The sequence below is a fragment of the Spongiactinospora gelatinilytica genome (assembly GCF_003236385.1).
Taxonomy (GTDB): domain Bacteria; phylum Actinomycetota; class Actinomycetes; order Streptosporangiales; family Streptosporangiaceae; genus Spongiactinospora; species Spongiactinospora gelatinilytica.
This window is the reverse complement of sequence record NZ_POUA01000220.1, coordinates 1-12,794: the sequence shown is the minus strand read 5'-3', so window position 1 is coordinate 12,794 and position 12,794 is coordinate 1. Positions and strand designations below refer to the sequence as shown.

At 71.8% G+C, this 12,794-nt stretch carries 11 protein-coding genes; 4 read left to right on the top strand and 7 right to left on the bottom strand.

The genetic code is table 11. From position 1 onward, the window contains the following. Positions 1-966: ABC transporter substrate-binding protein (locus C1I98_RS24650; RefSeq protein WP_111169804.1), on the bottom strand; the 966-nt coding region annotated here is incomplete at its 3' end. 1,274 nt (positions 967-2,240) lie between these two features. Here C1I98_RS24650 and C1I98_RS24645 point away from each other — a divergent pair. Both C1I98_RS24645 and C1I98_RS43130 read left to right on the top strand, forming a co-directional pair. Beyond that, positions 2,241-3,686 (top strand): MDR family MFS transporter, encoded by a 1,446-nt coding sequence (locus C1I98_RS24645; RefSeq protein ID WP_111169803.1) that lies wholly within the window; start codon positions 2,241-2,243, stop codon positions 3,684-3,686. Positions 3,687-3,796: 110 nt separating this feature from the next. Beyond that, the gene (locus tag C1I98_RS43130; RefSeq protein WP_199537184.1) at positions 3,797-5,221 is read left to right on the top strand and encodes a hypothetical protein; all 1,425 of its coding nucleotides are present in this window, start codon (positions 3,797-3,799) and stop codon (positions 5,219-5,221) included. A 196-nt stretch (positions 5,222-5,417) separates the two neighbouring features. Here the strand turns inward: C1I98_RS43130 and C1I98_RS24635 are convergent, their stop codons facing one another. The 3 genes from C1I98_RS24635 to C1I98_RS24625 all read right to left on the bottom strand — a co-directional run bounded on the left by C1I98_RS24635 (position 5,418) and on the right by C1I98_RS24625 (position 8,424). Then, positions 5,418-6,032 carry a TetR/AcrR family transcriptional regulator gene (locus C1I98_RS24635; RefSeq protein ID WP_111169802.1) on the bottom strand — a complete coding sequence of 205 codons (615 nt, stop codon included), beginning with the start codon at positions 6,030-6,032 and terminating at the stop codon, positions 5,418-5,420. Further along, positions 6,029-7,489, bottom strand: a complete 1,461-nt coding sequence (locus C1I98_RS24630) for an FAD-dependent oxidoreductase (protein WP_111169801.1) — start codon at positions 7,487-7,489, stop codon at positions 6,029-6,031. Before C1I98_RS24630 ends, C1I98_RS24635 begins: the two co-directional genes overlap by 4 nt. A gap of 74 nt (positions 7,490-7,563) precedes the next feature. Then, positions 7,564-8,424, bottom strand: a complete 861-nt coding sequence (locus C1I98_RS24625) for an SDR family NAD(P)-dependent oxidoreductase (RefSeq protein WP_111169800.1) — start codon at positions 8,422-8,424, stop codon at positions 7,564-7,566. A gap of 50 nt (positions 8,425-8,474) precedes the next feature. Between C1I98_RS24625 and C1I98_RS24620 the strand changes: the two genes are divergently transcribed. Beyond that, a complete protein-coding gene (locus tag C1I98_RS24620) occupies positions 8,475-9,002 on the top strand; it encodes a GbsR/MarR family transcriptional regulator (protein ID WP_111169799.1) in 528 nt (175 codons plus the stop codon). Here the strand turns inward: C1I98_RS24620 and C1I98_RS24615 are convergent. Both C1I98_RS24615 and C1I98_RS24610 read right to left on the bottom strand, forming a co-directional pair. Next, the gene (locus C1I98_RS24615) at positions 8,943-9,794 is read right to left on the bottom strand and encodes an alpha/beta fold hydrolase (protein ID WP_111169798.1); all 852 of its coding nucleotides are present in this window, start codon (positions 9,792-9,794) and stop codon (positions 8,943-8,945) included. The two genes, C1I98_RS24620 and C1I98_RS24615, sit on opposite strands and share 60 nt — an antisense overlap. Positions 9,795-9,866: 72 nt before the next feature. Next, complete coding sequence (locus C1I98_RS24610) at positions 9,867-10,865, bottom strand: sigma-70 family RNA polymerase sigma factor (RefSeq protein ID WP_111169797.1); 999 nt, start codon at positions 10,863-10,865, stop codon at positions 9,867-9,869. A gap of 98 nt (positions 10,866-10,963) precedes the next feature. On the opposite strand from C1I98_RS24610, the gene C1I98_RS24605 reads away from it, so the two are divergent. Then, on the top strand, positions 10,964-12,352 hold the full coding sequence (locus tag C1I98_RS24605; RefSeq protein ID WP_233508148.1) for a dihydrolipoyl dehydrogenase family protein: 1,389 nt from the start codon (positions 10,964-10,966) through the stop codon (positions 12,350-12,352). Positions 12,353-12,368: 16 nt separating this feature from the next. On the opposite strand, the gene C1I98_RS24600 is transcribed toward C1I98_RS24605, so the two are convergent. Then, positions 12,369-12,794, bottom strand: a 426-nt coding sequence (locus tag C1I98_RS24600) for a universal stress protein (RefSeq protein ID WP_146607605.1), incomplete at its 5' end; no start/stop codon positions are given.

Genomic DNA, 12,794 nt, shown 5'->3' with positions numbered 1-12,794 from the left:
GGTCTTGGCGAAGTCCTTGTCCATCAGGTCAAGGGCCTTGCTGTTGGCCGGCCCGTTGGGGTAGTTGCTCCACACCGCGGCCTGCACCTCGGGCCGCAGGGAGTACTCCATCAGCTTGAACGCGGCGTCCTTGTGCGGCGCGCCCTTGATCACCGACCAGCTCGCCAGCTCGAACATGCCGCCGTTCCAGGTGAAGTCGACCGGCGCGCCCTGGTTCTTCAGCGCGCCGACGCGCCCGGAGAAGATGCTCGACGCCGCCACCTGCTCACTGACCAGCATCTGCCCCGGCTGCGCGCCCGAGACCCACCACTGCGGCACGTGCGGCTTGAGCCGGTCCAGGCTGCCGAAGGCGCGTTCGACGTCCAGCGGATAGAGCCGGTCGGCGGCCACCCCGTCGCTCAGGAGGGCGAACTCCATGTCCGGGGGCACCCCGTTGTCGGCGCCGCGCAGGGTCCGCCGGCCGGGGAAGGCCCGTACGTCCCAGAAGTCCTGCCAGCCTCGCATGCCCCGCTTCGCCCAGGGCGCCTTGGTGCTCCAGGCCAGCACCACGGAGAACAGGTAGTAGGTGAGCCAGTTGCGGTCGACGTAGGAGGGATCGACCCCGGGGATGTCGAGCAGCCGGTCGGGCAGCTCCTCGAAGTAGTCCCGGCCGATCGGCAGCACGGTCCCCGGCCCGCCGGCGATCACGTCCCACTCGATGGTGCCGGTCTCGACCATGGCCTTGATCCGCGCGCCCGTCGGAGGACCGGCCACCACCACCTCGATGCCGGTCTCCTTGCTGAACGGATCGAAGATGTGCTTCTTCTCCGCCTCTACCAGCGCGCCGCCCCAGTCGGCCACGACCACGCGGCCGCTTCCCCCGCTTCCCGAGGAACCGGAACCGCCGCCGCACCCGCTGACCAGCGTGGCGGCGGCCAGTCCCCCGGCCAGCGCCGTACCGCGGGTCAGCAGGTCCCGGCGGGTCATGAACAGACTGGAGCGATCGAGTGGGAATCTGCCCGGCGATGCCTTCATGGCGAGCCTCCTGCTAGCTTCCGAGAAGCATGCCCGACACGGTCGCCGACCGTCAGTGAGATGTCATCGGCTCAGTGTCACAAAGGCGTCACGGAGTCCATGTGTGCCGGTCACACCTCGCGGCATGGCGCGTATGCCGGTGCGACCGGCCCGGTCAGCCGACGAGACCGGTCACGACCAGCGGCAGCGACGCGTCGATCCCCGCCATGTTGAGCACACACGAGGGTGTGGACCTCGTGGCGAGGAATCGATCCCCGCGACCTCCGGATCCGTAATCAATGACCTCGAATTCGACCCGTGCCCCTGGCGGAAGCGGCGAACGATCAGGTCTGGAACCGGCACGGATATGGCGGCGCACACCGGTGCAAGGTGCTCTGACCAGCCGAGCTACCTGGGCCGGAGCCCAGGGCGGGACTCGAACCCGCGACCGCCCCAATTGGAATGGATGACCGACGCGCTTCGACCCGTGCCGGCGCCGGACCTGATCTGCTCGCGAGGCCATGAGAGAACGCGGATATGGAAAGCGGGCACCGGGTGTGTCTTTGTTTCAGAAAGATGACCGATGCCCATTCGACCCGCGCCTCTCAGGTCTCACGAACCACTTCTCATATTAGCGGCGCGCGTGCCGCGCCACATCCGATTATTCGGCGCACTGGAAATGCCGTCCTTTTGACCGCCTCCGCCGTGCCCGTCGTGATGTCCGGGGCCGATCTCGCGGGCCCTCGGTCAGGGGCGCCCCGCGAACGTGATTCTTCTCTCATCGCGGTCGCTCCGTTCGCCGATCGGCCGGGCCGACGCCGGGCATCGCCCGAGCGGGCGGTGGTTGCAGGGGCTTTCCCGGCGGGCACGACGCCCGCAACCCCTCGACGCGCCGCCGGACGGTTCTCGCTAGCATGGAGATCCCCTCCGGCGGGCGGGGCGGCACGTACCGCTCACCTGGGGCCATGGCGCGGAACGGCCCCTCGGACGACCTGAAGATCATTGTCTGCCGCCGGTTGAATCCAGATGACATCTCCCATCACATGCCGGAATGTTGAGCACGGTCGATGAGTTTTGTCGGTGGCGTCCGGCAGGCTTTTGTACGACCGCAACCGCTTGAGACCGACGGCTGGGCCACCAGCCACAAGACGTTATGCCCGCAACTCTGATCGAGGTTTCCCTTGTCCTCCCCTCAGCTCGACTCACCTGTCACGTCCGCCCCTGCCGCTCGAGGTCGCACGCCGGCCGTGATCCGGCTGCTGGTGCTCGCGACGTTCGTGGTCATCCTCAATGAGACGATCATGATCAATGCGATTCCGCAGCTCATGGAGGCGCTGCACATCCCGGAGCAGACGGCTCAGTGGCTTTCGACCGCCTTCATGCTGACCATGGCCGCGGTGATCCCCATCACCGGGTGGTTCCTGCAGCGGGTGTCCACCCGCCAGGCGTACACCACGGCGATGGCCCTGTTCCTGCTCGGCACCGCGCTGGCCGCCGTCGCGCCGACGTTCGAGGTGTTGCTCGGCGCGCGGATCATCCAGGCTTCCGGCACCGCGGTGATGATGCCCTTGTTGATGACCACCCTGATGCAGGTCGTGCCGGAGTCCGACCGGGGCCGGGTGATGGGCAATGTCACCCTGGCCATCTCGGTGGCGCCCGCGATGGGCCCGACGATCTCGGGGTTGATCCTGCAGCTCGGGTCCTGGCGGCTGCTGTTCGCCGTGGTGCTCCCCATCGCCGCTCTGATCACCTGGGGCGGCCTCAGGAAGCTCAAGAACATCGACGAGTCCCATTTCAGCACCGTCGACTGGTTCAGCGTGGTGACCGCCGCGGCCGGCTTCGGCGGCCTGGTCTACGGGCTCAGCAAGTTCGAGGGCGGCGACGCCGGCCTTGCCATCGGCATCGTGGCGGCGGGGCTGCTCAGTATCGGCGTCTTCGTCGCCAGGCAGCTCTTCCTGCAAAAGCGCGGCACGCCGCTGATGGACCTGCGCACGCTGCGCCACCGCACCTACACGATCGCGCTGATCATGATGGCGATCGCCTTCATGGCGATGCTCGGCTCGATGATCCTGCTGCCGCTGTATCTCCAGAACGTCCGCGCGCTGAGCCCGCTCCAGACCGGGCTGCTGGTGATGCCCGGCGGCCTCGCGATGGGTCTGCTCGGCCCGACCGTCGGCCGGCTGTTCGACCGCTTCGGCGGGCGGGTCCTGGTCATCCCCGGCGCGTTCGGGATCATGATCGCTCTGGCCGCCTTCACCCAGGTCACGATGACCACGCCGTTCTGGCTGCTGCTCGCGGTGCACGCGCTGCTGATGATCAGCCTGGCCGCGACCTTCACGCCGGTGTTCACCCTCGGGCTCGGCGCGGTTCCCCCGCACCTCTACTCCCACGGCAGCTCGATCCTGAGCACCCTCCAGCAGGTCGCCGCCGCCTTCGGCACCGCCCTGGTGATCACCATCATGAGCGCCCGTGCCGAGGCCCTGAAGGCCACGGGGGTCACCCAGGTGGCCGCCACCCTCGACGGCATGCGGCTGGCCTTCATCGTCGGCGCCGTGCTGTCGGTGGCCGTGGTCATCACCGCCCTGCTCCTCCCGGCCCGCGCCGAGCACGCGGCCGACCACGAGCACGCCGATGAGCCCGACCTGGCCGCCGAGATCGACGAAGACCGAGCGGTGAAGGCGACCTCCCACTAGCCCCGACGAGCCTCCACAGCCCTCGCACCCCCCACCCTCCGGTTTCGGCGCATGATCACAATCCCCTATCGCCGGGTATCGCGCCGGATCTCCTGGCCGATGTCCTTGATGTGAGGACACCGAGCCTGGCCTGGATCGGTCACCCTGTGACCGTCCTCGCCGTGGTCCTGCTGCCGCTCAACGATCACCTGTTCAAGGCGTGGTGGCCGGGACCGGTGACCGGAAAACTCAGCGACGTGGCCGGGCTGATCATCGCCCCGCCCCTGCTCGACCTGCTCATCCGCCGCCCCCTGGTGTCCATCGCGCTCACCGGCGCGGGCTTCATCCTGGCCAAGACCACCGCCGGCGGCGCCGCCCTGGCGTCGTACGCGTGGTCGGTGCTCTGGGGGCCCGCGCAGGTCATCGCCGACCCGACCGACCTGCTCGCGCTGCCCGCCCTGGCCGTGGCCTGGTGGGCGCGGGGCCGCCCGCACCCCCGTGCCGTACGGCAGGCCCGAGCCGTGATCGTGATCCCCTTCGCCGTACTGGCCGTGGCGGCGACGAGCGCCGTGCCCGTCATGCTGCCCGACAGCGCGTACGCCGCGGGCACGTACGACGGGGCGATCGTCGTGGCGGTCAGCGGCGGCGAGGCGTACCACCCCACGACGACGATCTTCGCCTCCCGCGACGGCGGATGGTCGTGGGCCGCGAGCAGCGGCCTGCGCCCGCCCGACGTACGGACCTCGGCCTGTGTGCCCGGCGAACCGGACCACTGCTATCGGATCGTCCCCGGCCTGCTCAAGGTCGAGCAGTCGGCGGGCGGCCTGTGGACGACCGCCTGGGAGGTCTCCCCCGGCGACCAGGACAGGCTGGCCAGGGCGCACGAACCGCGAGCCCCGGATCGTGCCGGGAAGGTCGCGTCGCTGGGCATCGCCGTGCAGGAGGCGCCCGGCGGCCATACCGTGGTGGTGGCCAACGGCGTGGACGGGATCGTCCTGCGCGACACCGGCGGCGGATGGCACCGGCTGGGGTGGGCGGGCCCGGCGGGGTTCGCCGCCGCGAAGGCGGTCGCGCTGACCGCGCCGGGCAGGTACCACAAGCTCGTTCCCGGCATCGCGCTGCTCGCGGCGCTCGCCGCGGCCCTGGCGGCGCTGGGCTGCGCGGCGGGGCGGTCCACCTTTCCGCCGGCCGCGCTGACCATGCTGGCCGGAGGCTACTACTGCCTGGCGGGATTGAACACACCGATCCTGTTCAACCCCGCGGCCGTGCTCTTCGGCCTGCTCCTGCTGGCGGGCGGTCTGATTTGGGCCGCGACGATCCGCGCGCTCCGCCGGGTCCGGCTGCCGGCGTGGGGCGTCGTCATCGTCACCGGGTTCGCCGAGTACTACGCGGTGATGGTGCCCTACCGCCTGTGGAGCGCGGGTCTGATCGGCCACCACCACCAGGCCACCGGGCTGGCCGTGCTACTGGGCGGGGCCACGGCGGCGACAGCCGCGCTCACCTTGCTCCGCCACGGTGCCCGGAGGCGGGCGGCGGCCGAGACCGATGGCCGGTGACATCGCCCAGGCGTTACGCCCCCGATCGGGTGGCACTTCCCCGGCCGCTTCCGGTGCCCTCATGGGCACGCAGCATCCGTAAGCGAGCAGCGCCCCGGCCGCGAGAACCCGCGTGATCGGCATGGCCGCCTCGGTGGTCGCCGTCAGTGCGGGAATCCGGCCGCGCCCTTGCCGCCGGCCTTTGGTGCTGCGGTGGTCAGGATTCCGGGGAAGGCCGGTAGAGCCCGATCTGCTGGTAGACGGCCTTGATATAGCGCAGCATTTCCGCGGCGTCCGGTGGGTCCGGCTGGAGTACGCGCCACGTCACCGCGCCCACCATCATGTCGATCAGTACGTCGGGATCGGCGTCCGCGGACACCGCGCCGTCCTTCTGGGCGTGCCGGAGCATCGCGGCCGCGAGTTCGCGGCGGGGCAGGATGTGGTGTTTCCAGTAGGCGGCCATCAACGCCGGATGGCTGACCGCCGAGCCCATCATCCGGGCGGTCAGCGCGCGAAACTCCGGACTGGCGACCGTCTCCGCCGCCGCGGGAAGCATGCGCTCGATGATCTCCTGAGGTGCCATGGCCTCGACGTCCTCCGGGGAGGGGACGAGGTCGCGGGGGATCGTCTGCTCGACGGCCTGGGCGATCAGCTCCTCCTTGCCGCTCCAGCGGCGGTAGACGGTGAGCTTGCCCACGCCCGCGCGCTTGGCGATCTGCTCGATGCTGGCGCCCTCCACGCCGCGTTCGATGAACAGCTCCAGGGCGGCCCGCAGGATCGCGGTGTCGGTCTGCGGATCGCGGGGCCGTCCGCGTCCTCGGGCAGCGGTCAATGGAGTGCTCCGTCCAGCCATCGTGCCAGCTCGGCAGGGCCGCCCTTGCAGGCCAGGTGGGCGTCCGGGCGTACGAGCAGAGCGGGCAGCGAACGGCCGGCCGGCCGGAGGAGTACGACCTGGTCGCCGAGCCGGTCGCGGGCCGCGTCGAGGGCGTCCGGGCCGCCGAGTACCGCCCAGCGACCGCGGAGTTCGGCGTGCAGCCGGGTGGGGGCGCCGTCGAGCCGTTCGCAGGGCAGGTCGGGGATGCGGTCGCCGGGCCGGGGCCGGGCGCCGCGGCCGCCCAGCGGGCCGCGACGGTAGCTGACCCAAAGCTGCGAGGTCCCGTAGGTCACCCACCGCTGGAGCCCTCCGTAGTTGGAGATCGGCAGCAGTACCCGGTCGCGCAGGAACCGGCCGACCGGCCCGGCGGCGATGTTGATCTTGGTTTGCGCGGTGCTGCCGCTCAGGACCTTGGTGGCCAGCGGACGCCGCTCGGCCTCGTAGGTGTCCAGCAGAGGCTCACCGGCCCGGCCCTGGACCACCAGGGCCAGCTTCCAGGCGAGGTTCTCCGCGTCACCGAGCCCGGTGAGCATGCCCTGCCCGCCGAACGGCGCGTGCGCGTGCGCTGCGTCCCCGGCCAGCAGGACGCGTCCACGCCGGTAGGTGTCGGCCAACCGGCGGTGTACCTGGAACAGCGACGCCCAGGTGGCCTCCAGCAGCCGGATGCGGATCCGGCCGGTGCGCTCGGGCAGGACGCGCCGCATGCGCTCGACGATCTGTTCCTCGCTCGGCCTGCTCTCGCGGAAGGCGGGGTCGTAGGCGAGCAGCCGCCACTGGTCGCCGGGCATGGGCATCGCGCCCAGCATGCCGTCCGGGTGTACCCAGCCGCTGGTCCCCGAGCGCTCCAGGGTCGTGTCCAGGCGGGCGTCCACCAGCAGGAAGCGCTCGCTGACCTTGACGCCGGGGAAGCCGATGCCGGCCAGCCCGCGCACGGTGCTGCCGGTACCGTCGCAGCCCACGAGCCAGCCTGCGCGGATCACCCGGCCGTCGGCCAGCGTCGCGGACACGCCAGAGGCGTCCTGCTCGGCCGCCACCAGCCCGGCGTTCCACTCGGGCCGCCCGCCGAGCCGGGCCAGGCGGTCGCGCAGGGACGCCTCCACCCGGGCCTGGGAGATCACCATCGGAGGCGCGGCGGTGCGCAACCCAGGGTCGCCGAACCGGACGCGCGCCATCGGCCGGTCCCCGGCGTACGTGGTGATCGTCATCGCCCGCAGCGACTCCTCGGCCAGGCCGCCGAGGGCGTCGAGCCGATCCAGGACCTCCGAGCCGCGCGCGTGCACGAAGTTGGCCCTCGACGTGGTGGCGGGCCCCTGGGCCTTGTCCACCACCCGTACCGAGACGCCGTGCTGGAGCAGCGCACAGGCCAGCGCCAGGCCCACCGGCCCGGCCCCGGCCACCAGAACGTCGGTGTCCATGAGCCCTCCTCATCAATTAACGATACCGTCCCGTAAATAAAATAGACGGTGCGCCGGCCGGTGTCCATCGCCGGCTACCAGGCCCAGGCGGGATCCCCGGTGGCGGCCTGGGACGCCTCCCACAACCGCTCGCGGGCCGCGTCGTCATAGGCGAAGGCCGGGGCGCGGACCGGGCGGAGGTCTTCGTCCACGTACGGCGCGGGGGGACCCTCCGGCGTCGTGGCCAGGCGGGCGTACGTCCGGCCGAGGTGTTCGGCGGGGGCGGCCATCCGGTTCTTGGGGGCGTACAGGATGCGCAGCAGCCAGGGCATGGCCGCCACCCGGCCGGGGTCCAGGCGCACGGCGGGCACGCGCACGCAGGTCGCCCCAAGGTGGCCCTTGGCCCTGTCGGCCAGGGTGAGGGTGGTCATGATCTGGGCGAGCTTGGCGTGGTAGTAGGCCCGGGTCGGGCTGAACCAGCTCGGGTCGTCGAGTTCGCCGAAGCGGATGCGAATGCGCGGCATGGAGAGCAGCCCCTTGCTGGCGATATTGATCACCCGGGGGCTTGGGGCGGCGGCGAGCAGCGGGCTGAGGCGGGCGGTGAGCAGGAAGGGGCCGAGGTGGTTGGTGGCCCAGAACAGTTCGTGGCCTTCCGGGGTGAAATGGGGCTCGCGGAGCGTCTGGTCGAAGACGGCGGAGTTGTTGATGAGCACGTCGAGGTGGCCGGTGGTCTGTGCGACGCGGTCGGCGGCGGCGTGGATGGAGCCGGGGATCGACAGGTCGGCCTGGATGAGGTCGGCGGGGTGTACGGCGTGGGCGTTGATGTCGGCCAGCGCCGCGCGGCCCCGGCCGGGGTCGCGGCACAGGGCGAGCACGCGGTGGCCCGCGGAGGCGAGGATGCGGGCGGCGCGCAGGCCGATCCCGGAGTTGGCGCCGGTGATGGCGATGGTGAGCATGGCGTGATTCTAGTTTGTTCGGAACGATCCGAACAAACTAGAATCAGGGTATGCCAAGCGTCGAGGAGTTCGTGGAGAGCGCCGGACTGTACTTCGAGCGCCTGGGGCTCAGCCGTACGGCAGGCCGGGTCATCGGGCTGCTCCTGGTCGATCCGGACGATTCCGCCGACGCCCCCGGGTTGTGCGAGCGGCTGGGGGTGGCCAAGAGCAGCATGAGCGTCGCCCTGGGACGGCTCGAACGCTCCGGGCTCGTCGAACGCTTCCGCCCGCCCCGCGGTCGCCGCGACCGCTACCGGCTGACCGACGACGTCTTCGGACGCGCGTTCCGGGCGAAGATGGCGGAGTTCGCCGCGTTCGCCCGGCTCGCCGAGCAGGGCCTGGCCGTCGTCGGCGACGATGCCACGAGCCGGGCCAGGCTGGAACGGATGCGTGACATGTACGCCTTCATGGGCCGTGAGTTCCCCGGTCTCCTCGACCGCTGGGACCGGGAGAACCGCACGACCGGTGATGGGCCGGCGTCAGCCGGTGGTGTGCGCGATGAGTTCGGAGAGCAGGGTGTCCCAGGCGTGGCGCGGTAGTTCGTGGCCGACGCCCTCCAGCGGCACCAGCCGGGCGCCGGGGATCTCGCGGGCGAGGGCCGCGCCGTTGCCGTACGGGAAGAACCGGTCGTGGGTGCCGTGCAGCACCAGCGTGGGCGCCTTGATCTCGGCGAGGCGTTCGCGCCAGCGGGCGCCGTGGTCGATGAAGGCGATGTTGGTCAGGCTCGCCGCGACATCGGGGGTGCGGTCGAAGGTGCGCTCGGCCACCGCGCGCCGCTCGGCCTCGTCGATCGGTGCGGTGCCCGCGAAGAGCCGGTCGGACTCCACCAGGTGCTCGATCACGCTCTCCCGGTCGTTCCAGTCCGGCTCCGGAGTGCTCATCATCCGCTGCATCAGCTCGGCGTCATGCTCGGGCAGGTCCGCGTCCGCCGGGCCTGGGGCGGTGGGCCGGGTGCCGATCAGGGTCAGGGACGCCACCTTCGCGGGGTGGTCGAGCGCGGCGAGTTGCGCGATCCAGCCGCCCACGGAGAACCCGGCGACGTGCGCTGCGGGCAGGCGCAGCACGTCGAGCAGGCCCATCGCGTCCGTGACGAGATCCCGCAGGGTGTACGGCGCGGCGCGGTGGCCGTAGGAGACGGACCGGCCGGTGTCGCGCATGTCGTACCTGATCACGAAGCGGTCCTCGGCGAGGCGCCGGCAGAGGCCGTCGGGCCAGGTGAGCATCGACGAGCCGATGAGGAGGACCGCCGGATCGTCACGGTCGCCAAAGGTCTCCAGGCACAGGTCGGCCCCGTTCACGTGGGTCACCGTCTGAGCGTCCTGCGGGTTCATCGCCACCTCCGAAGTCGGTCTTTCGTCGGTAGGACAATCCGGAGGAGCCAAAGGAATCGGAGGCGCGGAAAGTCACGGCAGCCGGGGCGGCAGCGCGAACGACGGGAACAGCCCGGTGGCCTCCAGGAACGTGGTCACGCCGATGATCCGCCCGCCCGACACCTCCGTGACCACCAGCGCGAACGGCTCGTGGCCGCCCTCCCCGCTCGGGCGGTACTGCCCGAACGCCGGCGAGCCGTTCGCGACGGTGGGCATAAGCCGCGCGCCGCGGCACGCGCCGCCCCCGCCGCCGAGGAGCACCCGGCGGATCTCCTCCCGGCCGCGCAGCCACCACGGGAACGGCGGCATCGACATGGTGGCGTCCTCGTGCAGCAGGGCGACCAGCGCGTCGAAGTCGTGGCGCTGGAAGGCGTCCACGTACCGTGCCAGCAGTGCCCGCTGCGCCGCGTCCGCGGGCCGGTACGGCTCCGGTTCGATGACCTCGCGGCCGGCGAGGGCGGCCCGCGCGCGCTGGAGCGTGCTCTTGACCGCCGCCACCGTGGTGTCAAGGGACTCGGCGACCTCGTCCGCCCGCAGGGACAGCACGTCGCGCATGATGAGGACCGCGCGCTGGCGCGGCGTCAGGTACTGCAGCGCCGCCACGAACGCCAGACTGATCCGCTCCCTGGACACCACCAGCTCCGCCGGGTCGCCCCCGGCCGCGAGCGGCAGGTCCGGGATCGGCTCGATCCAGACGGCCTCGGGCAGCGCCGCCCGCGGCGGGGCCCCCGCCACGGCCGGGGAGGCGAGATCCATCGGGCGGGCCCGCCGCTGCCCGCTCTTCCGCATGTTGAGGCAGACGTTGGTGGCGATCCGGTACAGCCAGGAGCGCAGCGCGGACCGGCCCTCGAACGCGTCGAAGCCCTGCCAGGCCCGCGTCAGCGTCTCCTGCACCGCGTCCTCGGCCTCGGCGGCCGAGCCCAGCATCCGGTAGCAGTAGCCGATCAGCTCGGCCCGGTACCGTTCCAGCCACGACTCCCCTTCGGCCGGCCCGCGCTGTTCGTGTCGCGTCGCCGCCGTGAGATCGGCCACCCGCGATCACCCCCCTGACGTACTGCGGCTTTCGTACCACCCCACCGTACAAAGACCGGAAGTTGCGTCCGGCGGTTCCATGGTGTGCGGTAGAGGGTGTGACACATGAGATGTTCGATGTCGTGGTGATCGGGGGCGGCCCGGTCGGGGAGAACGCGGCGGCGCGCGCGGCCCGGGGCGGGCTGAGCGTGGCCCTGGTGGAGCATGAGCGCTATGGCGGTGAGTGCTCGTACTGGGCGTGCATGCCGAGCAAGGCCCTGCTGCGGCCGGGCAACGCGCTCGCCGCGGCCCGCAGGGTGCCCGGCGTCCCGGTGGGTGACCGCCTGGAGCCCGGGCCGATCTTCAAGACGCGTGACTCCGTCGCCGCGAACTGGGACGACGGCGGGCAGGAGCAGTGGGTCCGGGACACCGGGATGACGCCGGTCCGCGGCTTCGCGAAGATCACCGGCGAACGCGAGGTCACGGTGGGCGATCGGGTGCTGAAGGCCGAGCACGCCGTCGTGGTGTGCAGCGGCAGCGTGCCTAGGACGCCGGACCTGCCGGGGCTCGCGGACGCCCGGCCCTGGACATCGCGGGAGGCCACGTCGGCCGGTGCGGTGCCCGGCCGGTTGGCCGTGCTCGGCGGTGGCGTGGTCGGCGTGGAGATGGCGCAGGCGTGGGCGCGGCTGGGCTCCCGGGTCGAGCTGATCATCCGCGGCGAGCGGCCGTTGCCCGGTTTCGCCGGTTTCGCGGGTGACGCGGTGGCCGACGGCCTGCGGGCCGACGGGGTGACCATTCACCAGCGGACCGAGGCCAGGAGCGTGTCGCGGAGCGACGGCGAGGTGCACGTCGAGCTCGCGGACGGGCGGCTGGTGACCGCCGACGAGCTGCTGGTGGCCACCGGGCGCAGGCCCGCCACCGGCGACCTCGGGCTCGACACGATCGGCCTGACCCCCGGCGGCCCGCTTGAGGTCGACGATTCCGGGCTGGTCAAGGCCGTACCCGGCGGCTGGCTGTACGCGGCCGGCGACGTCACCGGGCGCGCGCCGCTCACCCACCAGGGCAAATACGCCGGGCGCGTGGTCGGCGACGTGATCGCCGCCCGCGCCGCGGGGACCGACGTGCCGGAGCGGCCCTGGACGCGGTTCGCCGCCACCGCCGACCACCATGCCGTGCCGCAGGTGGTGTTCACCGACCCGGAGGTGGCCTCCGTCGGCCTCACCGGCGCGCGGGAGCCCGCGCACCGCGAGGTGGAGATCGATCTGGCCGTCGCGGGTTCCACGTTGCACGCGGACGGCTATCGCGGGCGGGTCAGGATCGTCGTGGACACCGAGCGCGATGTGCTCGTCGGCGCGACCTTCGTGGGTCAGGACGTCGCGGAGATGGTACACGCCGCGACGATCGCCATCGTCGGGGAGGTCCCGCTGGCGCGGTTGTGGCATGCCGTACCGGTCTTCCCCTCGATGAACGAGGTGTGGCTGCGGCTGCTGGAGGCGTACGGGCTCTGAGCCGGGCGGGCCGCGCCTACCGAGGGCGTACGACGGCGACCGGGCACTTCACATGGTGCAGTACGGCGTGGCTGACCGAGCCGAGCACCGCCGACGCCAGCGCGCCGCGTCCCCGCGAGCCCACCACGACCAGGTCCGCCGACTCTGCCGCCTTGACCAGGGCGGCCGACGGGTGTTCCCGGGGCTGCTCGTCGGTGATGATCACGTCGGGATCACGCCGCCGCCATTCGGCGACGCGCTCGCCCGCCGCCCGGACCTCGTCGCCGACGACGTCCTCCAGCAGCCCCTGATAGGCGACGGCGTAGGGCGGATAGACCGGGATCTGGCAGGCCGACACGACGTGCACCTGCGCGCCGCGGGCCCGGGCCTGCTCGACGGCGTACTCCATGGCCGCCCGCGAGTGCTCCGACCCGTCGTACCCCACCACCACCCGCCCGTACTC

Coding starts and splice junctions, on each gene's coding strand:
- C1I98_RS24630 (WP_111169801.1), bottom strand. CDS start 7,489: ATGGACACCGACGTTCTGGTGGCCGGGGCCGGGCCGGTGGGCCTGGCG.
- C1I98_RS24625 (WP_111169800.1), bottom strand. CDS start 8,424: ATGCTCACCATCGCCATCACCGGCGCCAACTCCGGGATCGGCCTGCGC.
- C1I98_RS24620 (WP_111169799.1), top strand. CDS start 8,475: ATGCCAAGCGTCGAGGAGTTCGTGGAGAGCGCCGGACTGTACTTCGAG.
- C1I98_RS24615 (WP_111169798.1), bottom strand. CDS start 9,794: ATGAACCCGCAGGACGCTCAGACGGTGACCCACGTGAACGGGGCCGAC.